This is a genomic window from Thalassolituus sp. ST750PaO-4 (assembly GCF_020320405.1).
GTDB lineage: Bacteria > Pseudomonadota > Gammaproteobacteria > Pseudomonadales > Oceanobacteraceae > Venatoribacter > Venatoribacter alkanivorans.
On sequence record NZ_JABVCB010000007.1, the window covers coordinates 61,874 to 81,834 of the forward strand.

Annotated in this window: 14 protein-coding genes; 11 read left to right on the top strand and 3 right to left on the bottom strand. The window is 54.0% G+C overall.

The window, feature by feature from the left end; all coding sequences use genetic code 11:
• On the top strand, positions 1–408 hold the full coding sequence (gene acpS, locus HUF18_RS06205) for a holo-ACP synthase (RefSeq protein WP_225691532.1): 408 nt from the start codon (positions 1–3) through the stop codon (positions 406–408).
• A 26-nt stretch (positions 409–434) separates the two neighbouring features.
• Here acpS and HUF18_RS06210 read toward each other — a convergent pair whose 3' ends face one another.
• Positions 435–3,266 (bottom strand): response regulator, encoded by a 2,832-nt coding sequence (locus HUF18_RS06210; RefSeq protein ID WP_145469173.1) that lies wholly within the window; start codon positions 3,264–3,266, stop codon positions 435–437.
• Positions 3,267–3,466: 200 nt separating this feature from the next.
• Here HUF18_RS06210 and cysM point away from each other — a divergent pair, with 200 nt between their 5' ends.
• The 4 genes from cysM (at position 3,467) to mazG (ending at position 8,959) form a co-directional block, all read left to right on the top strand.
• Positions 3,467–4,360: a cysteine synthase CysM gene (gene cysM, locus HUF18_RS06215; protein ID WP_145469521.1), complete on the top strand. Its 894-nt coding sequence runs from the start codon at positions 3,467–3,469 to the stop codon at positions 4,358–4,360.
• Positions 4,361–4,564: 204 nt separating this feature from the next.
• A complete protein-coding gene (rlmD, locus tag HUF18_RS06220) occupies positions 4,565–5,896 on the top strand; it encodes a 23S rRNA (uracil(1939)-C(5))-methyltransferase RlmD (protein WP_225691533.1) in 1,332 nt (443 codons plus the stop codon).
• Positions 5,889–8,138 (top strand): GTP diphosphokinase, encoded by a 2,250-nt coding sequence (relA, locus tag HUF18_RS06225; protein WP_145469175.1) that lies wholly within the window; start codon positions 5,889–5,891, stop codon positions 8,136–8,138. The genes rlmD and relA overlap by 8 nt, the downstream gene beginning before the upstream one ends.
• On the top strand, positions 8,135–8,959 hold the full coding sequence (gene mazG, locus HUF18_RS06230) for a nucleoside triphosphate pyrophosphohydrolase (RefSeq protein WP_225691534.1): 825 nt from the start codon (positions 8,135–8,137) through the stop codon (positions 8,957–8,959). The genes relA and mazG overlap by 4 nt, the downstream gene beginning before the upstream one ends.
• 11 nt (positions 8,960–8,970) lie before the next feature.
• Here the strand turns inward: mazG and HUF18_RS06235 are convergent, their stop codons facing one another.
• Positions 8,971–9,303, bottom strand: a complete 333-nt coding sequence (locus tag HUF18_RS06235; RefSeq protein ID WP_225691535.1) for a type 1 pili tip component — start codon at positions 9,301–9,303, stop codon at positions 8,971–8,973.
• A gap of 168 nt (positions 9,304–9,471) precedes the next feature.
• Between HUF18_RS06235 and ppc the strand changes: the two genes are divergently transcribed.
• The 6 genes from ppc (at position 9,472) to HUF18_RS06265 (ending at position 17,390) form a co-directional block, all read left to right on the top strand.
• Positions 9,472–12,126 carry a phosphoenolpyruvate carboxylase gene (gene ppc / locus HUF18_RS06240; protein ID WP_225691536.1) on the top strand — a complete coding sequence of 885 codons (2,655 nt, stop codon included), beginning with the start codon at positions 9,472–9,474 and terminating at the stop codon, positions 12,124–12,126.
• Positions 12,127–12,331: 205 nt separating this feature from the next.
• On the top strand, positions 12,332–12,988 hold the full coding sequence (gene adk, locus HUF18_RS06245; RefSeq protein ID WP_145469179.1) for an adenylate kinase: 657 nt from the start codon (positions 12,332–12,334) through the stop codon (positions 12,986–12,988).
• Positions 12,989–14,058: 1,070 nt separating this feature from the next.
• On the top strand, positions 14,059–14,916 hold the full coding sequence (locus tag HUF18_RS06250; RefSeq protein WP_225691537.1) for a hypothetical protein: 858 nt from the start codon (positions 14,059–14,061) through the stop codon (positions 14,914–14,916).
• Positions 14,917–15,062: 146 nt separating this feature from the next.
• Entirely contained in the window at positions 15,063–15,755 is a 693-nt protein-coding gene (gene tsaB, locus HUF18_RS06255; RefSeq protein WP_225691538.1) for a tRNA (adenosine(37)-N6)-threonylcarbamoyltransferase complex dimerization subunit type 1 TsaB, read from the top strand.
• Positions 15,756–15,775: 20 nt separating this feature from the next.
• Entirely contained in the window at positions 15,776–16,573 is a 798-nt protein-coding gene (locus tag HUF18_RS06260; RefSeq protein WP_145469182.1) for an undecaprenyl-diphosphate phosphatase, read from the top strand.
• Between the two features lie 13 nt (positions 16,574–16,586).
• Entirely contained in the window at positions 16,587–17,390 is an 804-nt protein-coding gene (locus HUF18_RS06265; RefSeq protein WP_225691539.1) for a class I SAM-dependent methyltransferase, read from the top strand.
• Between the two features lie 68 nt (positions 17,391–17,458).
• Here HUF18_RS06265 and plsB read toward each other — a convergent pair whose 3' ends face one another.
• A complete protein-coding gene (gene plsB / locus HUF18_RS06270) occupies positions 17,459–19,912 on the bottom strand; it encodes a glycerol-3-phosphate 1-O-acyltransferase PlsB (protein WP_225691540.1) in 2,454 nt (817 codons plus the stop codon).
• Positions 19,913–19,961: the final 49 nt, after the last annotated feature.

Genomic DNA, 19,961 nt, shown 5'->3' on the forward strand with positions numbered 1-19,961 from the left:
GTGGCGCAGGCCGATGAGTTGAAACAGGTGCCGGGGGTGATTGCCATCGGCACCGACCTGCTCGACAGCAGCCGTATTGGGCAGGCGCTTGAGCGCCATGGTGAGCGTTTTGTGCAGCGTATTCTGACCCCGGCCGAGCAGACCTTGTATCGTTCGCGCGCCAATCCCCTTAACTTTCTGGCCAAGCAATATGCCGCCAAAGAAGCCCTGGCCAAAGCGCTGGGCACCGGTATTGCCAAGGGGGTGGGATTTCAGCAGCTGGAAATACTGCGCGATGAACTGGGGGCGCCACAGGTATTGCTGCATGCCGCCGCCGCAGAGCGTTTGCGGGTTCTGGGCGGGCAGCGTGCGCTGGTCAGCCTGTCGGATGAAGGCGACTGGATTCAGGCCTTCGCCTTGCTGAGTTAAACGCTGCCGGGTCAGGTGCAGGAGGGTCAGGCGCTGGTGAATTGCTCGCTGCGTTTGCTGGCGGCTTCAGCCAGCGTGGTTTTCCAGTCGTTACTTTGTGCCCACTGCTGCAGATTGGCGACATCTTCCACCAGTTGCCGCATCAGCGTTGGCAGCTCCGCCTGGCGGTTGGCTTTTAATGCTGTTTCAAAAGTTTCCAGTGTGCTGCGCAGGCAGGGAACACCGCAGTAGCGGGTAGCGCCGTGAACCCGGTGAACCCGTTCCAGCAGGTCATCCATATCCTCTTCTTCCCAAGCATCCACGATGTGCTGCATATCCTGCTGCAGTGAATCCAGCAGCATGCGGAACATATCCTGCGCCAGATCGACCTTGTGGTTCGCATGGCGTAAGGCCGTTGCCGCATCAAACACCCATTCGCACTGACTTTTCGATGGCGGTGAGGCTTCAGCCGCGGCTGCCGGGCTGAGTGAGCGGTAACCGGTCCAGCGCTCAACACAGGCGGCCAGCTGCTCCTGGCTGATGGGTTTGGTCTGGTAATCGTTCATGCCGGCTTTAATCAGGGCCTCTTTTTCATCGGCCATGGCATGGGCGGTGAGTGCAATAATTGGCAATGTTCCTCTGCCTGGCAGGGTACGGATCTGCTCGGTGGCTTCCAGACCATTCATGCCCGGCATCTGAATATCCATAAACACCATATCGACGGTCTGTTGCTGCACGATATCAATGGCATCGCGGCCGCTGCTGGCGGCTGTCACATGAATGCCCAGCTCCTGCAGCAGGGTCACCACCAGTTTCAGATTGGCGCTGTTGTCGTCAACGGCCAGTACACAGGGTGGTTTCTGCGCCGAGGAATGGCTGCTGTTGCCGGGCTGGGCGTCACGGAATTCCGTTCCCTCGTTGCCGAGAGCCCGGCACAGCGCCTGATACAGGCGTTTATGCAGGAACGGCTGGCTGAGACTGCTGCTGGCGCCCTGTTGTTTCAGCTGCTCCAGATGTTCGTGGCTGACGCTGTCGATCAGGGCTATCAGGGGCAGCTCATACTGTGCCAGCTGCTGCATAAACAGGCGTTGCTGTGGGTCGTTGATGTGTTGACGGCTGACGGCAACGATCAGTGCCTGCAGTTCATGCTCATTGCTGTTCAGTAATTCCAGTAATTGCTGACGGTTTTCGCAGTCGTGGTGTTCAACCTGCCACTGATTGAGCAGGGCACCGGTATTCATCCGGTTCAGCAGTGAGGGCTCCAGCAGGGCGATATGCTGACCGCTCAGCAGGGGCAGGTTATTGACCGTCCCGGCATGCATACCTACCTGGATATGGAAGCTGAAAGTCGAACCGCGGCCTTCGTGACTGCTGACCAGTATCTCACCGTGCATGGCTTCGACCAGAGCGCGGGAGATAATCAGGCCCAGTCCGGTGCCGCCAAACTGGCGCGCAGTACTGGCGTCGGCCTGGGTGAAGGCATTAAAGATCTTGTTGATCTGCTCTTCGGACATGCCGATACCGGAGTCCTGGATTTCAAATTTGATGCTGGCGCGGTTATCTCCCTTACTGATCAGCGATACGCGCACGCTGACGTTGCCGCGCTCGGTAAATTTGATGGCGTTATTGACCAGGTTGGTGAGTACTTGTTTAAGGCGCAAGGGATCGCTTTCGATCTGCAGCGGTACATCTGAATAAATCAGGTGGCTGAGTTCCAGTTCTTTCTGAAAGGCGGCCGGAGCCAGTACCGTCATTACATCTTCCAGAACATCGCGCAGATTAAAGCTGGTGTGCTCAATAATCAGCTTGCCGGCATCAATTTTTGACAGGTCAAGGATGTCGTTAATGATGTTCAGCAGATCGCCGGAGGATTTGCGGATGGTATCCAGATAGTCAGCCTGGCGTTCATCCACATGAGTGCGCAGCAGCAGGTCACTGAAACCGATAATACCGTTCAGTGGGGTGCGGATTTCATGGCTGACATTGGCCAGGAACTCTGACTTCATGCGGCTGGCTTCCAGTGCTTCTTTACGGCCGATAGTCAGTTCGCGGTTGCGGATTTCCATTTCATCCAGCGTTTCCTGCAGATCCTGTGTCGCCTGTTCCAGGTTTTGCTGATGTTCGGTATTCACGCGCTGCAGTGCACTGGCCATGGCATTGATGCCTGAGGCCAGTTGCTGGAACTCGCCGCCGCTGTTGATATGAATACGGCTTTCCAGCTTGCCGTCTTCCAGTTCGCCAATGGCTTTGACGATGCGCCCCATAGGCTCAGATACCTGACGGCTGAAGCGGATAGCCACAAAGGTACAGCTCAGCAGGGCCAGCAAAATAACGCTTAGCGAAGACGCAATATGCTGATAGCGCAACAGCAGGGTGTTGCTGTTTGACAGCTCCAGTTCGGCCCAGCCCAGCAGTTTGATCTGGCGGCTTTCTTCGGCATAGAACTGATCGGACAGCTGGTCAGGAATCACCAGGTTCTGGGCAAAAATCGGTGCCCGTACCCGGACCGACCCTTCGGTACGCAGCAGCTGTAACTGGTTAGCCTGCAGTTGTGCTGAGCCGATGCGCTCGGTCAGCATTTTCGGTCCGGCATGGGCCAGAATTTCCACATCCTGGTTATAGATGCTGACCGAGCGGACGTCCTTTTCTTCCAGCATGTTGTTAGCGATGTTCTGCAGAATACCGACATTGCCGGTCATCACGCCGTATTCACAGGTCGGAGCCAGCTGCTTGGCCATCGCCAGCGCACGCTGATCGAGCAGGTCATTCAGGTCGCGTGCACGCTCGGCCATAAAGAAAATACCGAGCACAACGGAAACAATAACGCCGGGTAGCAAAGCGAGAAACAGAATACGGCTCTGGATGGTCCAGTTTTTCATGCACACAACTTAAAGAAAGGTAAAGCCGTAGAGTAAAGGGCAGGCAGGATGGGTGCAATCGCAGCCTGCATTGCCGCAGCAGGACTGTGCGCTGGTATGCACAGCGATATAACGAAATCACCAATTGATATTACGTTCAGGTGAGGTGCAAAGGTAAACTACGCGCTCTTTGGTTATAAGTAGAGATCGCCGTGACCGATATTCAGTACCCGACCATCGCCGACTGCGTGGGCAATACACCGCTGGTACGTCTGCAGCGTTTATTACCGGCAGACAGCAGCAATACCATTCTGCTCAAGCTGGAAGGTAATAACCCGGCCGGCTCGGTGAAAGATCGTCCGGCGCTATCCATGATCGAACGCGCCGAACAGCGCGGTGATATTCAGCCCGGCGATACCTTGATTGAGGCCACCAGTGGCAATACTGGTATCGCGCTGGCGATGGCGGCTGCCATTAAGGGCTACCGCATGATTCTGATCATGCCTGACAGTGCCACCATGGAACGGCGCTGGGCAATGGAAGCCTATGGTGCCGAACTGATTCTGGTCGACAGTGGTATGGAGGGCGCCCGCGATCTGGCGCTGGCGATGGAGTCGCGTGGCGAAGGCAAGGTGCTGAATCAGTTTGGCAATGGTGATAACCCCGAGGCGCATTATCACAGCACCGGACCTGAAATCTGGGCGCAGACCGGTGGGCGCATCACCCATTTTGTCAGCTCAATGGGTACCACGGGAACCATTATGGGAACCTCACGTTACCTGAAGGAACAGAATCCGGCGGTGCAGATTGTTGGTCTGCAGCCGGAAGACGGTTCGGCTATTCCCGGTATCCGCCGCTGGCCGCAGGAATATCTGCCGACCATCTTTGATGCCCGTCAGGTGGATCTGGTGATGGACATCAGTCAGCAGGAAGCCGAGCACTGCATGCGCGAACTGGCGCGGCGTGAGGGGATTTTCTGCGGAGTTTCCTCCGGTGGCGCGGTGGCCGGTGCCCTGCGTCTGGCGCAAACGCTGGAAAATGCCACTATTGTTGCCATCATCTGCGATCGTGGTGACCGTTATCTGTCATCCGGTGTCTTTGCTCCTGAAAAGTGAGCGTTATGCAGCGGCTGATAACCGTCAGTCGCTGCACGATTTGTTCCTCCCGGACCCTGGGCACCTCTGAATCATTCTGCACAGCTTCGCGTGAGTGCTGCAGAGTTATTCGGAGGTACCCTTGAATCTTTTCCTCTTTGCCCCAATCTTGTGCGCCAGATACCGCGTCGCGTTGCCGCGCGGACGCATGAAAAGGAGTGCCTGGTGAAACCAGCAGATAAACAACGGCGCCTGACGCTGTCGGTGGATAACCTGACCTCGGAAGGGGAAGGGGTGGCGCGGCTGGGTCGCGATGTCTATTTCGTTCCCGGTGCTTTGCCCGGCGAAGAAGCCGAAGTGGTGCTCGATGGTCGCCGTCGCAAGGTGTGGCAGACGCGCCTGCTTAACCTGATTAAAACCTCCCCTGAACGCGTAACTCCTGACTGTCCGCATTACCAGCGCTGTGGCGGCTGTGATCTGCAGCATCTGGCCTATGACGCTCAGGTGGCGTTTAAACAGGAGCGCGTGGCGCGTGAGCTGAGCCGTCAGGGCGTAGAGGTGCCAGAGTGGTCGGCGCCGATTGTGGCTGAGCCCTGGCATTACCGCCGCAAAGCGCGCCTTGGTGTGCGTTACAGCAAAGACAGCCGTGAGAACTTTGTTGGCTTCCGCGAAGCCTCGTCTGCCCATATCAGTAATATTGACCGTTGTCTGGTGCTGCCCGAACACCCGGCCCTCGACTGGGCAGCCTGGCGTGAACAGATTAACCGCCTTGATGCGCGGGCAGTCATTACCCAGATTGAAGCCATTGCCGCCGATAATGCGCTGGCACTGGTATTGCGCATTCTGAAGCCTTTATCGCCGGGTGATGAGAAAAAACTGTGCAGCTTTGCCGCAGGGCTCAATATTGATGGCCTGCTGCCGTTACAGCTGTGGCTGAAAAGCGAACGCGATGCGCCGGCGCAGCTGCTGTGGCCAGAGCAGGCTGAGCCTTTGCATCATCAGGTTGATGATCTGGCACTGCGGCTGGAACTCAGCGACTTTGTGCAGGTCAATGGCGCGGTCAATCGTGCCATGGTGCAGCAGGCGCTGGACTGGCTGCAGCCCGGTGCCGATGAAGTGATCTGGGATCTGTTTGCCGGTCATGGCAACTTCAGTATGCCGCTGGCGAAACGCTCGCAGCAGGTACTGGCGGTGGAGGTAGAGCAAAGTATGGTAGACAGCCTGGCCGCCCAGGCGTCCAATCTGGCCTTACCTTTGCAAGCGATTCAGGCCGATTTAAGCGGCGCCGGTGGTCTGGCGGATTTGCCTGAGCCGCAGGCGGTGCTGCTGGATCCGCCCCGCGCCGGAGCGGCCGGAGTGATGAACGAACTTATTGCACGCCGGGTGCCGCGCATTCTCTATGTGTCCTGCGATGCGGCAACTCTGGCACGGGATCTGAATGTGCTGGCCGCGGCCGGTTATCAGGTCCGGCAGGCGGGAATTATGGATATGTTCCCGCAGACTCACCATGTAGAAACCATGGTATTACTGGAAAGAAAGGCTAAGCGTCATGGTTAAGGTCAGAGATGATCATCCGTTGTTACATGATGGATCGCTCGATGTTTCACGTTGGCTGGACAGCATCCAGCAGGCGTACGATGTAAAAGACCCGGAAACACTCGGGCGCGCGCTGACACTGGCGAAACAGCTGTCAGACGAAGCCATTGCCAACCGCACCTACTGGTCAATCGACAGTGTGCAGATGGGTATTGAGATGGCGCAGATTCTGCTGGATCTGCGTCTCGATACCGAGTCGCTGGTGGCTGCCATTCTCTACCGTGCGGTGCGTGAAGGGCGTCTGGCCCTGCAGCGTGTGGAGCGCGATTTTGGCGCCGAAGTGGCCAAGCTGATTGAAGGCGTGCTGCGCATGGCGGCGATCAGCGCAATCCAGAACTCGCGCGACGAAGTGGTGCTGGGCCAGCGTCAGGCACAGGTTGAGAACCTGCGCAAAATGCTGGTGGCAATGATCGATGATGTGCGTGTCGCGCTGATCAAGCTGGCCGAGCGGACCTCGGCTATCCGGGCGGTGAAAGATGGCCCGGAAGACAAGCGCCGCAAGGTCGCCGAAGAAGTCTTCAATATCTATGCGCCGCTGGCGCACCGTCTGGGTATTGGTCATCTGAAGTGGGAGCTTGAGGACCTGGCGTTCCGCTATATGCAGCCGGAAGCCTATAAAAAGATTGCCGGCCTGCTGGATGAAAAACGTCTTGCCCGTCAGGACTATATCGAAACCGTGGTACAGCGCCTGCGTGATGACCTGCTTGGTGCCGGCATCAAATGCGATGTCTATGGCCGTGCCAAGCATATCTACAGCATCTGGCGGAAGATGAGCCGCAAGAACCTCGATTTCTCGCAGATTTACGATATCCGTGCGGTGCGTATTCTGGTGCCGGAACTGAAAGACTGTTACGCCGCACTGGGCATTGTGCACACCCTATGGCGTCATATTCCGAACGAATTTGACGACTATATCGCTAACCCGAAAGAGAACGGTTACCGCTCGCTGCATACTGCCGTGATCGGCCCTGAAGGCAAGGTACTGGAAGTGCAGATCCGTACCCACAATATGCACGAAGATGCGGAGCTGGGGGTTTGTGCGCACTGGCTGTATAAAGGCACCGACCTCAACGCCAAAGATCAGGGCTACGAGCAGAAAATTGCCTGGCTGCGTCAGGTGCTGGAATGGCACGAAGAGCTGGACGATCTGCCGGAGCTGGTGGGAGAACTGCGCGCCGACATCAACCCCGACCGCATTTATGTGTTCACCCCCGAAGGCCATGTGGTGGATTTACCGCCGCGCGCCACGCCGGTGGATTTTGCCTATCGCGTGCATACCGAAGTCGGTAATAAATGCCGTGGTGCCAAGGTCAATGGCCGTATTGTGCCGCTGACCTATCTGCTGAAAAACGGCGAGCAGGTCGAAATTCTGACCAACGCCAATGCGCACCCGAGTCGCGACTGGCTGTATCCGGAATCCGGTTATATTCACACCACCCGCGCGCGCGCCAAAGTGGCGCACTGGTTCAAGCTGCAGGCGCGCGATCAGAATATCGATGAAGGCCGCCAGCTGGTCTTGCGTGAGCTGGATCGTCTGGATCTGGTGAACGAACCGCTGACCGATGTCGCTAAAGACATGAATATGAAGTCGGTGGACGATATGTTCGCCGCCGTCGGTGCCGGTGATCTGCGCGTTGGCCAGATTGTGCATAACGTGCTGAAAAGAGCCGATACCGGCAACAGCCAGCAGGAACTGCCGCTGGCGCGTAAGCCGGAGCACAGTGAGCGTCATGCCAAGGCCGACGATATTTATATTGAAGGCGTTGGCAATCTGCTGACTCAGCTGGCGCAGTGCTGTCAGCCGGTGCCGGGTGACGACATCCGTGGCTATATCACCGTGGGGCGTGGCGTGACCGTACACCGCAGTGACTGCGATAACCTGCTGCATCTTGAAGCGATGGAGCCACAGCGTCTGTTGCAGGTCAGCTGGGGGAATAAGCCGAACAGCACCTATCCGGTGGATATGCTGATTCAGGCCTATGACCGCACCGGTCTGCTGCGCGATGTCAGCTCGGTACTGGCGAATGAACGCATTAATGTACTGTCGGTGAATACCCAGTCCAATCAGGGGGAAAATACCGCCAATATGCAGTTGACCGTCGAAGTGGAAAGTCTTGAGCGCTTTGCCCGGCTGATGAGCAAAATTGCGCAACTGCCAAATGTGATTTCTGCCCGCCGGGTACGTGGAGGCCATGGCTCATGAGTTATGGCCTTGATGATCTGCTGTACCTGATGCGCCGTCTGCGTGATCCGCAGACCGGCTGCCCCTGGGATCTGAAGCAGGATTTTGCCACCATTCTGCCGCACACCCTGGAAGAAGCCTATGAAGTAGCCGATGCTATTGAACGTCAGGACTGGCCGCATCTGGAAGAAGAGCTGGGCGATCTGCTGTTTCAGGTGATTTTTTACGGTCAGATGGGCGATGAGCGGCAGTTGTTTAACCTCAACTCGATTATTCACCGTCTGGTGGAAAAGCTGATCCGCCGTCATCCGCACGTGTTTCCGCAGGGCACACTGCACAGCGAGCGGGACCCCTCGGTCAGCCCGCAAGAGGCAGAGATCAACGCCAACTGGGATCTGATCAAACAGCAGGAAAAAGCACTCAAACCCGTAGCGCAGAATATGCCTTCCGGTTTACTGGCCGATGTCCCGGCCACGCTGCCGGCTCTTAACCGGGCGGTCAAATTACAGAAAAAAGCCTCAAAAGTGGGCTTTGACTGGCCTGATGTGCAGGGCGTGCTGGATAAAATCCGTGAAGAACTGGCCGAGGTTGAAGCCGAAATCAGCCCAGCCGACCCAGAGCGGCTGGAGCACGAAGTGGGCGATCTGTTGTTTGCCGTCAGTAATCTGGCCCGACATTTAAAGGTGGATGCGGAAGTCGCGCTGCGTGGCACCAATGCCCGTTTCTGTTCGCGCTTCGCTCAGGTCGAAGCGCAGGTTGAACGCCTGGGAGGCTGGGACAACGCCAGCGCCGCCGAGATGGAAGCTGCCTGGCAGGCTGCCAAGCAGCAGGAAAAACACTGAAGCAGTACCGCTCAGTGTTTGCCTTTTTGCAGGCTGTTCAGATGCTTGCGGGTCAGCTGCAGGAATTGCGGTGTCGGCCCAACATCTTCAAATACCGGATACCCTTCTTCATCCTGAGCAACGACTTTATCCCCGGCAATATAAGGAAAACCGCTGGTCAGATCCGATAATGCTGCACTGACCAGATCGCGCAGAATGCGTTCTTTTGTGCTGCCGGGAAACATTTCTGCAAGTGCTTCAAGCCGGGCCGCATCTTTTACATTTAATGGCAATTCATAGCGGGCGGCAGTCAGCGGTTCACCGAATTCTTTTTCCCAGTGGCGTAATAATTCTGAGGCTTTCATCGGGCGTTCCTTTTTCTCTGGCTGTTTTATCAGAATAGAATGAAAAAAAGCCGCTGCCCTGTAACTGAACAAAGTGTTACCAAAATGCAGTGAAAGTCACCCTGCGTAACTCCTTGCTATCTGTCTGTTTTTCCGCACACTGAATAAAACGATCTGACAGGAGTAGGTATGAGTGCTACGGATGCTTTTGAATTGGATGCTTTGTTACGCGACAAAGTAAAACTGCTGGGCAACCTGCTGGGAAAAACGATCGAAAATCAATACGGCAGCAGTATGCTCAAACGTATTGAGGATATCCGTAAGCAGGCCAAAAAAGCCCGCAATGGCGACGATGCCGAACGCGACCGTTTACTGGCATTACTGAAAACCATGCCGGATGATGCACTGGTGCCGGTGGTGCGTGGTTTTAATCAGTTCCTTAATCTGGCCAATATTGCCGAACAGCAGCACGGTGCCAGCTGGCGGCGCAGTGATTTTCTGCACGATGATGTCGAGCAGATGTTCAGTAATTTACTCGACCGTTTACAGCAGAAAGGCATCGCCGGGCTGAATCTCAGTCAGAAAGTCGCCGATGTGAATATTGAGCTGGTTCTCACCGCTCATCCGACCGAAATTACCCGCCGTACCCTGATCCAGAAATACGATCTGATTGCCCGATTACTGCAGCAACGTGATGACCTGCGCGACGGCCATCCGCAATTGCTGGAAATTGAGCAGCAGCTGGCTTCGGTGGTGGAAGAAATCTGGCACAGCGATGAAATCCGTCAGGTAAGGCCAACCGCTGTGGACGAAGCCAAATGGGGTTTCGCGGTGATCGAAAATTCGCTCTGGTACGCAGTGCCGCAATTATTACGCAATCTGGATGATGAACTGCGTCAGCGTGGCAGCAGCGCATTACCGCTGACGGCGGCTCCGGTACGTTTTTCTTCGTGGATGGGAGGCGACCGTGACGGCAATCCGAATGTCACTTCTGCCGTTACCCGTGAGGTTTTATTTCTGGCACGCTGGATGGCGGCGGATTTATTCCTGCGTGATATTGAACAATTAGGCATGCAGTTATCGATGACGGCAGCCTCGGCGGAATTACGCCGTGCTTATCCGGATAATCTGCACGAACCTTACCGCGCCTGTATGCATCAGCTGCGCCATCGGCTGGAACAGACCAAACTCTGGGCGGCCGCCAAAGCCCGTGGGGCGGAAAGCGATTACGAACCTCTGCTGGAAGACGATGAATTACTGCAGCCATTAATGCTCTGTTACAACAGCCTGGTAGAGCAGGGGCTGGATACGGTGGCCAATGGTTCATTGCTCGACACCCTGCGCCGGGTCGCCTGTTTTGGTCTGGCGCTGGTGAAACTGGATGTACGTCAGGAATCGACCCGCCATGCCGATGTGCTGCAGGAAATCTGCGCCTTTTATAACTGGGGTGATTACAAATCCTGGGATGAAGAAAAGAAACAGCAGTTCCTGCTGAACGAACTCGCATCCCGCCGCCCGTTAATTCCAAGCCGCTGGACGCCAACGGCCGAAACGCAAGAAGTGCTCGACACCATGAACGTGCTGGCGACCCGCGCCGGTGACGGTGTGTCCTGCTACATCATTTCCATGGCTAGTGAGCCGTCGGATATTCTGGCGGTAGCTTTGTTATTACAGGCCTGCGGTGTGCGCGATCATATGCCGGTGGTGCCATTATTTGAGACCCTCAGCGATCTTGAACAATCGGCGCCGCGCATGGAAAAACTCTGGTCGGTGGACTGGTACCGCCAGTACTGTAAAGGTCATCAACAGGTGATGATTGGTTATTCCGATTCCTCTAAGGATGCCGGTCAGCTGGCGGCTGTCTGGGCGCAATACCGGGCACAGGAAGCGCTGTCAAAAACGGCACAGGATAAAGGTATTAAACTGCGTTTATTTCATGGTCGTGGCGGTAGTGTTGGCCGTGGCGGCGGTCCTGCTCACCGGGCGATTTTATCGCAGCCGCCAGGGTCGGTACTGGGTGGCTTGCGGGTAACCGAGCAGGGTGAAATGATCCGCTTTAAATTCGGTTTACCGGAAGTGGCGGTGCGTAACCTTAAGGTTTATGTTTCTGCGGTCTTGGAAGCCAATCTGTTACCGCCGGAAGCTGCACAGCCGCAATGGCGTGAGCGTATGGAGCAGTTAGCGGGTGCCGGGGTTAAATCTTACCGGACTATGGTGCGTGATACGCCGGATTTTGTCCGTTATTTCCGCGCCGCAACGCCGGAGCAGGAATTGGGTAAATTATCATTAGGCAGCCGGCCAGCGCGCCGTAAAAGTGGTGGTGGTATTGAAACACTGCGCGCTATTCCGTGGATTTTTGCCTGGACACAAATGCGCTTAATGCTGCCTGCCTGGCTGGGTTCGGATGAAGCTCTGGCGCAGCCGGTTAATCATGGTGAGCTGCCACAGCTGCAATCGATGTATGCGCAGTGGCCGTTCTTCCGTACCTATATCGATATGCTGGAAATGGTGATATCGAAAGCCGATCCGGCTATTGCTCAGTATTATGAAAGTCGTCTGGTTGAAGCCGAGTTACAGCCGCTTGGCAGCCAGCTGCGTATCCGTTTGCAGAAGATCCGTGAGCTGGTGCTGGCGATTAAAGATCAGCAGACTCTGCTGCAGGATAACCTGGCCTTACAGCACTCCATGAGTGTGCGTAATCCATATACAGATCCACTGCATTATTTACAGGCCGAATTACTGTACCGCGAGCGGCAGGATCAGGATGTGGTCAGTAAAGAAGTGGAGCGTGCATTGAAAGTCACAATGGCTGGTATTGCTGCTGGGATGCGTAATACCGGTTAATCCCTTGTCGTGGGCGTGGCATCACTTCAGGTGCTGCGCGGTCTATACCAAAGTCGGGCATTATCTGCCCGGCTTTTTCATCACAATCACTTGAGCAAGAGCCCGGCTCGGAGTAAGGTTAGGCCTATTTTTTCCGTGACTGGTTGAAAAATAACCAATTTTTTGACTCGCCGGACAGTTTCTATTAACCACAAGGGGTATGCGCATGCGCGTAATTCTGTTGGGTGCGCCCGGTGCAGGTAAAGGCACACAGGCACAGTTCATTTGTGAAAAGTTTGCTATTCCACAAATCTCTACCGGCGATATGCTGCGTGCAGCAGTAAAAGCCGGTAGCGAACTGGGTCTTAAAGTAAAAGAAATCATGGAAACCGGCGGTCTGGTTTCTGATGAAATCATTATCGGTCTGGTAAAAGAACGTATTCAGCAGGATGACTGTGTAAACGGTTTCCTGTTTGATGGCTTCCCGCGCACTATTCCTCAGGCAGAAGCCATGCTGGAAGCGGGCGTTGATATCGACCACGTTGTCGAAATTGACGTAGCTGACGAAGAGATTGTTAAACGTCTCAGTGGCCGTCGTGTTCATCCGGGTTCTGGCCGCGTTTACCACGTTATTTACAACCCACCTAAAGTGGAAGGTAAAGACGATGAAAGCGGTGAAGATCTGGTGCAGCGTGATGATGACCAGGAAGAAACCGTACGCAAGCGTCTGGCTATTTACCATGATCAGACTGCACCACTGGTCAGCTTCTACAAAAAACTGGAAGCAGAAAAGGGCGCTAATGCACCTAAGTACAGCCACATCCAGGGTGTTGGCTCACTGCAGGAAATTACTTCTCAGGTTCTTGAGGCCTTACAGGGCTGAATAACCGGATAAGTTAAAAAGGGCCTCGGCCCTTTTTTTATGTCCGCGTTTTACATCCGGCGACAGTTGATCGTGATGTTGTTCCGGTAGGCCGTTTAAATCATAGCGGGTGGTTTTCATCTTTCCTTTATGCACCGGCTAATGTCATTGAGCTTTATTTGTCTCTATTGCGACCTGATCTGTGCGTGCTGATGGTGTTGCAGAGATTAAAAAGTACCTTCTGAAGGCCGGGGTCGACTGCACTTAGTGCAGGAGATACCTAGGGCCTGTTGACACTAAGTTAATCGGGCCTCAGCCCGAAGGGTTATGACTAAAAATCCCTCATCCTGCGTTGCTGTTCGCTCGCTTAACCCGTTACCAATCTGTCTGGAACAGATTGGCGTGCCAACCCCGAAGGGGTGAAGCACAGGGATGTGCTGAACATCCCACACTCTCAGCGCCTTGTCTGAGGCATTTTTATCCGATAACAGGCCTGTTTAATTAGTGTCAACAGGCCCTGGGGTCGTATCGGTTTTTTAATAGAATCAACAACTTAAAAACAGGTGTGTGCACCATTAAGGTTCATCTTTATTTGCTGAGTCAGAACATAAATGCGTGATTCCGTATTTGCTTTTGCCATTACCGGGTACCAACAGGCAAATATTGTCAGCTTTTAAACTACCGGGATTAAACTGATCCGTAAAACTACCAAGACGCTGCTTATTACATTATCGATCGATGAACTTCCTTTCAGCGGAATTTAAGACACGGCTGAATTATTCGGAAGTACCTTAAGAAGTATCTTAAGAAGTGCCTTAATAGTAATCCGGGAGATTAATAGGCAGGCTGTTAAATACGTCATTGCAAGTAACGCGAGGATGCAAAAATCATATCTATTTTCAGTAATGGCAGCGGAATATCACAGAACAATGACCAGAATAGGCAAAAACAGGTCATAAATAGCATTGTTGATTCATTATTTTTTGGTTTTCGATAATAAAAATACTATTATTGCTCCCGTTAGCTTATGCACTTATATATTTTGTGCTAGCGTTACCCTACCTGATCAGGAATATTAGAGGAATTCACCTATGGCCAGACCTAAAAAAGCTCCAGCCAAACGCGGTCGTAAGCCTGCAGCTGCTAAAGCAGTTGCGGCTAAAACTGCAGAGGCAGTACCAGCGGTTGTCGCTTCAGCAGTAAAAGCATCTGAAAAAGCCCATGCAGCGGTTACCGCTCAACAGGCTAAAGTCGATGCTGCTGCAACTAAAGCAACCGCTGCAAAAGAAAAAGCAACCGCTAAACCAACGCCTGCTGCCAAGCGTGCAGTTGCTGCAGCTAACGCTAAAGTAAAAGCAGAAAATACCAAGCTGCAGGCTCTGAAAGCTGAAGCCCGTACTGCTACTGTTGCGGTTAAAGCTGCACAAATTGAAGCGAAAGCAGAAGAAGTGGCAGCAAAAGCCATTGCGGCTGTTGAAGCGTTTGAAGCGTCACTGGTTGCTAAAGCAGAAGCCGATCTGGCGAAAGCCGTTGCTGCATTTGAAGCCAAATGGCGTAAAGCCCGTGGCAAACAGGATGCTGCAAAAGTTAAAGCTCATGCCACTAAAGAACATGGCAAAGCCTCTGTTGCTGCTAAAAAGCTGAAAGCCAAAGCAACTGCAACCGCAAAAACAGCAACCGCTGCTGCGCCTAAAAAGCGTGGCCGTCCGGCTGCAGCAAAAGCAACAACCGCTGCTGCGCCTAAAAAGCGTGGTCGTCCGGCTAAAGCTGCGCCAGCAACTGCTGCTGCTCCTAAAAAACGCGGTCGTCCGGCTAAAGCAGCCGCTGCACCGGCTGCTGCAGGTGCCGCTCCTAAGCGTCGTGGTCGTCCGGCTAAGGCCAAACCAGCAGCTGCGGCTGCCGGTACTGCGCCTAAGCGTCGCGGTCGTCCGCCAAAAGCAGCGAGCTGATTGCTGCATTGAAAAACCCGGCAATGCCGGGTTTTTTTTCGCCTGTCATTTTTGTTCTGCAGGGACTGTCTGTCAGCGTTGGGCAGCAGGATGGAAGAATCATGCCCTGTGTTATACTGCCGCGCCTGTTCGCTGCGGAAAGTATTATGTCCTGTTTATTGATCGTTGATGCCTCATCCTCTCTGTGTTCTGTTGCCCTTAGCCGTGGTTCGGAATCCTGGTCGTTGTGTGAAGATCAACCGCGTCGTCATGCACAGCGCTTATTGCCGATGGTGGATGAGTTGTTAATCCGGGCAGGGGTGAAAAAAGCAGAGCTGGAGGGCATAGCTTACGGGCGTGGACCAGGCTCTTTTACCGGTATCCGGATTGCGGCTTCGGTATTACAGGGAATTGCTTTTGCACTGGAGCTTCCTGTTTGCGGTATTTCCTCATTGCAGAGTGTGGCATTAAAAACTTTACGCAGTTCTCAGGCTGACCATGTGATGGCGGTAATGGATGCCCATATGGGAGAGGTATTCTGGGGGCATTTCCAGCGTGAAGGTGAACTTTGCCGATTGATCGGAGCCGAACACGTCGGCAGTCCGGAGCAGTGTCTGCAGGCGCTGAAGGCGTTTGACGGTATCGTTGCAGGGGATGGCCTTACTCTGCCGGCATTTGCTTCCTGCGCTCAGGAGTGGGCTGATGTGCAACCTCAGGCCGATATTATGTTGGCGCTGGCTGAGGACGCATGGCAACGCGGTGAATTTGGCAGTGTCGAACAACATCCGCCGGTTTATTTGCGTGATTCTGTTGCCTGGAAAAAACTCGATGAGCAACCGAGCCTGTTGCGCCGGGATTAATACTTTTAAGGAATCAATTTATGGATCTTATTGAGATCATCGTACTGGCGGTACTGCAGGGATTAACTGAGTTTTTACCTATTTCCAGTTCGGCACATCTTATTCTGCCTTCACAGGTTCTTGGTTGGCAGGATCAGGGACTGGCATTTGATGTAGCCGTGCATGTGGGCACACTGGCAGCAGTCATGTTTTATTTCCGCCAGGATATTCACAGACTGATAAGTGCATGGTTTAAAAGTGGCTGGACGGCAAAGCCCAGTGCTGATGCAAAACTCGCCTGGTATGTCGGGCTGGCAACAATTCCTGCCGGTTTGGCCGGGGTATTATTAGGCGACTGGATTGAAGCTAACCTGCGTTCGGTTGAAGTGATTGCCTGGGCCACGATCGGATTTGGTATTTTATTGGGCATTGCCGACCAGAAACGTGGGAAGGGCATCAGCCTGGCAAAAATGACGCTGGCGATGGCGCTGATTATTGGTGTCGCCCAGGCGCTGGCATTAATTCCCGGTACGTCACGTTCAGGCATTACCATGACGGCGGCGTTATTGCTCGGCTTACACCGGGTTGATGCGGCGCGTTTTTCTTTTCTGTTATCGATTCCGTTAATTCTGGCAGCCGGTGGTTTAAAAGCGCATGAGCTGAGCCAGTCGCTGTTGCCGGTTGACTGGACCTCACTGGCTCTTGGTGCGGTATTGTCGGCGGTCAGTGCCTGGGTCTGTATTTATTACTTCCTGGCTTTTATTAACCGGATTGGCATGCTGCCGTTTGTTCTGTACCGCCTGGCATTGGGTGGCGTATTGCTGCTGTTTTTTGTCTGAGAACGGATAGGTTGTGACTGAACTAATCAATCTGGTGCGTGAATCGGACAGTGAAGTCCGGGAGCTGTGTGAACGCTACGGTCTGACACTGGCACCTAAATCCCTGTTGCAGCAGGATGGTTTTCATCTGTGCTTTGACTATGACGGTCTGAGCCTGCGTCAGGGCAATAATCTGCGCACCGCGGTACGTGTTGATTTTTCTGCCGGAGCTGCGGCGCACCGGCGTAAATTTGGCGGCGGTCTCGGGCAGGATATTGCCAAAGCGGTGGGAGTGAGTGGTTCGTACAAACCCTCGGTGCTGGATGCCACCGCAGGTCTTGGTCGTGACAGCTTTGTGCTGGCGACTCTGGGTTGCAGCGTACGTGCTCACGAACGTCAGCCGGTGGTCGCGGCCTTATTGGCCGATGGTCTAGCGCGGGGCGCTAACGATGCAGAAGTGGCCGATATTATTGCCCGTATTGAATTGCACTTTGGCAGCAGTCACGATCTGCTGGTGCCTGAATCCGATCCGCAGCGGCAACCGGATGTGGTGTATCTCGATCCGATGTTTGATCACGACCCGAAAGCAACGGCGCAGGTTAAAAAAGATATGCAGGCGTTCCGTGATGTCGTAGGGCAGGACACCGATGCTGATGATCTGCTTGAACGGGCTCTTGCCTGTGCCCGTTGCCGGGTAGTGGTGAAGCGGGCACGTAAAGCCGAGCCTCTGGCGGGTAAAAAACCAACCTTTGCCTTAACCGGTAAATCCAACCGCTTTGATGTTTATGTTAAAGCCAAAGTTGCTCCCTGGAATCCAGAAGATACTGACGCTGAATAAGCGCTTTGCTACAGATTACAGATATAAAAAAACCGGCAGATGCCGGTTTTTTTATGCTCTGAGCAGGTTTAAACGCTGCGCAGAATGCTCTGACGCAGAGCGCCATCCAGCACTTCTTCCAGTGCGCTGGTCAGCGCATCCAGTTCATTGCTGAAGGTCAGTTTGTCATCGCTGTTTTTTGCCAGCAGTTTTTCACTGACAAGTTGCTGAATCAGGGTGCGGAACAGCGATTTATCAAAGAACTCCGGCGCGTTAATGCCGTACAGCAGGCTGATACGCTGTGCCAGCAGGGTGCATTGTTCTTCCAGTTCTTTGGCGCTGAGTTCGCCTGAACCTTTACGGCTGAGCACGCTCAGGGTGAGGAAGTAACGTTCCAGCGTCTGCATCACGTTAGCCGCCAGTCCTTCGAGCAGAGCATATTCATTACTGCTGGCCGGCGTGGCGTGGTAGCCCTTATCGTTCAGATGCAGATAACCACAATCCACCAATGCATCCAGCCAGCGCTGTACTTCGCTGCTCAGCTCGCTGCTGTTCCAGTGCAGGAATAATTCAGCCTGCAGATAAGGATAGAAGCTGGCAACCATGGCCTGAACCTGTTCGCTGCTGTAGCGCTGGTTGTTCACAAACAAACAGGCCAGCAGTGATGGCAGAGCAATTAAATGCAATACGTTGTTGCGGTAATAGGTCAGGGTAACGGCCTGACGGTCGCTGGTCTGAATCAGATCGCCAAGTGGGTGCTTGGAGCGCGATACGGCATCCAGTTTTTCGGCATAGGCCAGCCACTCAGCACCATTGCCGTCTGGCAGGGCCGTCAGTTTGCTGTATGGGGTTTGTGCCAGCAGATTGCGGTAGGATTCCATCTGCACAATCAGCTGCTGCTCATCCATCGCCTGACGTGGTGCCGACAGAATGCTCAGGGCAATCAGGTTGATCGGGTTAACGGAGGTCGCGCTGTTGATACCGGTGACCACTTCTTTTGCCAGCTGATCAACTACCTTAGGTGCCCATTCCGGACGGTAATCACAAGTGCTGTAATCTTCCGCACGCCAGTCCGGGCGCTGCTGATTAAGGAATTCGGTGAAGTAAATCGGCTCGCCGAAAGTAACGTTTACTTTTCCGAAGGAACGTTTAAAAGAACGCAGTGTACCCACAACACCCAGCAGGCTTTCTTTTTTCTTCTGTTGGCCGCGTAATTCGCCCAGATAACTGTTGGCTTCGAATACTTTCTCGTAACCGGTGTATACAGGCACAAACATAATCGGCTTGCGCGAATCGCGCAGATAGCTGCGTAGGGTCATGGCCAGCATACCGGCTTTCGGACTCAGGGTGCGGCCGGTACGTGAACGTCCGCCTTCAACGAAATATTCGGTGGCGTAACCACCGGAAAATACCGAGTGCAGGTATTCATCAAAAACCGCGGCATAGAGTTTATTGTCACGGAACGTCCGGCGCATAAAGAAGGCACCGCCACGGCGCAGGATGGGGCCAACAACCGGCATATTAAGGTTAATGCCGGCGGCAATCTGCGGCAGTTGCAGACCGTGGTGATACAGAACGTAAGACAGCAGCAGGTAATCAATATGGCTGCGGTGGCAGGGCACATAAATAATTTCGTTGTCTTTGCTGATGTTTTTCAGGTTTTCGATATTGTGCAGCGAAATACCATCGTAAATTTTATTCCATACCCAGGTCAGCAACACATCCAGGAAGCGCACGTTGGTGTAGGAAATATTGGAGGCAATTTCGTCGGCATACTTCAGCGCCTTCTGCTGCGCTTTGGCTTTACTGATGCCCTGAGTCGCTACTTCTTCTTCAATGGCTTTGAGTACCAGCGGCTTGTGCGGAATCTGATGCACCAGAGTGCGGCGGTGGGATAAATCCGGTCCCAGTACCGAGGCGGAAACCTGACGGTTATGCACACGCAATACGCGGGCTACTTTACGCGCCAGCATTTCCGGCGATTTACCCGGCTCGTACAGTTCACGCAGCGACATTGGCCGGCTGAAATGCACAAAGGTATTACGGCCGTTGAGCAGGATGGCCATCAGAGTAAATAAACGGCCACCCAGAGTACCGCTGTTCTGCAGCCAGATACGCAGGAAAGAGCCTTCTTTTTCCGGTGCCCGTCCCCAGAAAACCCGCACAGGCACAACCTGAATATCGCGCTCATCCTGTTCTGCCAGCCATTCGGCCTGACGGATCAGCTGCTTGGCGACAATCGGTGTGCCCTGTTTACGGAAGGGGGTTCCGGCGCGGCGGTAAATATTAAAAAACGGCTTACCCGGCAGGCGGCGCTCAATGCGGTCCTGATGAGGACTGCCCCAGCCCAGTTTATTGACTTCGGCGTCTATCACCAGCTGCTCAGCATGGGATGGATAGAGCATGGCATAGATGATTGGCTTGTCAGGGTCCAGGTTGAAATCTTTAATATCCGGCCCGATGATCTGGGTTTTGATAACGCCATACAGCCATTTTTGTTGCCAGCGGAACAGGGTGCTGCGGATTTTTTTAATAATATTCATAGTCAGTCTCTGGTGTGTCTGCGGGTCGTGACGCCCCCGCGTTGTAAAT

Coding starts and splice junctions, on each gene's coding strand:
- ppc (WP_225691536.1), top strand. CDS start 9,472: ATGAGTGCTACGGATGCTTTTGAATTGGATGCTTTGTTACGCGACAAA.
- adk (WP_145469179.1), top strand. CDS start 12,332: ATGCGCGTAATTCTGTTGGGTGCGCCCGGTGCAGGTAAAGGCACACAG.
- mazG (WP_225691534.1), top strand. CDS start 8,135: ATGAGTTATGGCCTTGATGATCTGCTGTACCTGATGCGCCGTCTGCGT.
- HUF18_RS06260 (WP_145469182.1), top strand. CDS start 15,776: ATGGATCTTATTGAGATCATCGTACTGGCGGTACTGCAGGGATTAACT.
- HUF18_RS06235 (WP_225691535.1), bottom strand. CDS start 9,303: ATGAAAGCCTCAGAATTATTACGCCACTGGGAAAAAGAATTCGGTGAA.
- HUF18_RS06210 (WP_145469173.1), bottom strand. CDS start 3,266: ATGAAAAACTGGACCATCCAGAGCCGTATTCTGTTTCTCGCTTTGCTA.
- HUF18_RS06250 (WP_225691537.1), top strand. CDS start 14,059: ATGGCCAGACCTAAAAAAGCTCCAGCCAAACGCGGTCGTAAGCCTGCA.
- plsB (WP_225691540.1), bottom strand. CDS start 19,912: ATGAATATTATTAAAAAAATCCGCAGCACCCTGTTCCGCTGGCAACAA.
- tsaB (WP_225691538.1), top strand. CDS start 15,063: ATGTCCTGTTTATTGATCGTTGATGCCTCATCCTCTCTGTGTTCTGTT.
- relA (WP_145469175.1), top strand. CDS start 5,889: ATGGTTAAGGTCAGAGATGATCATCCGTTGTTACATGATGGATCGCTC.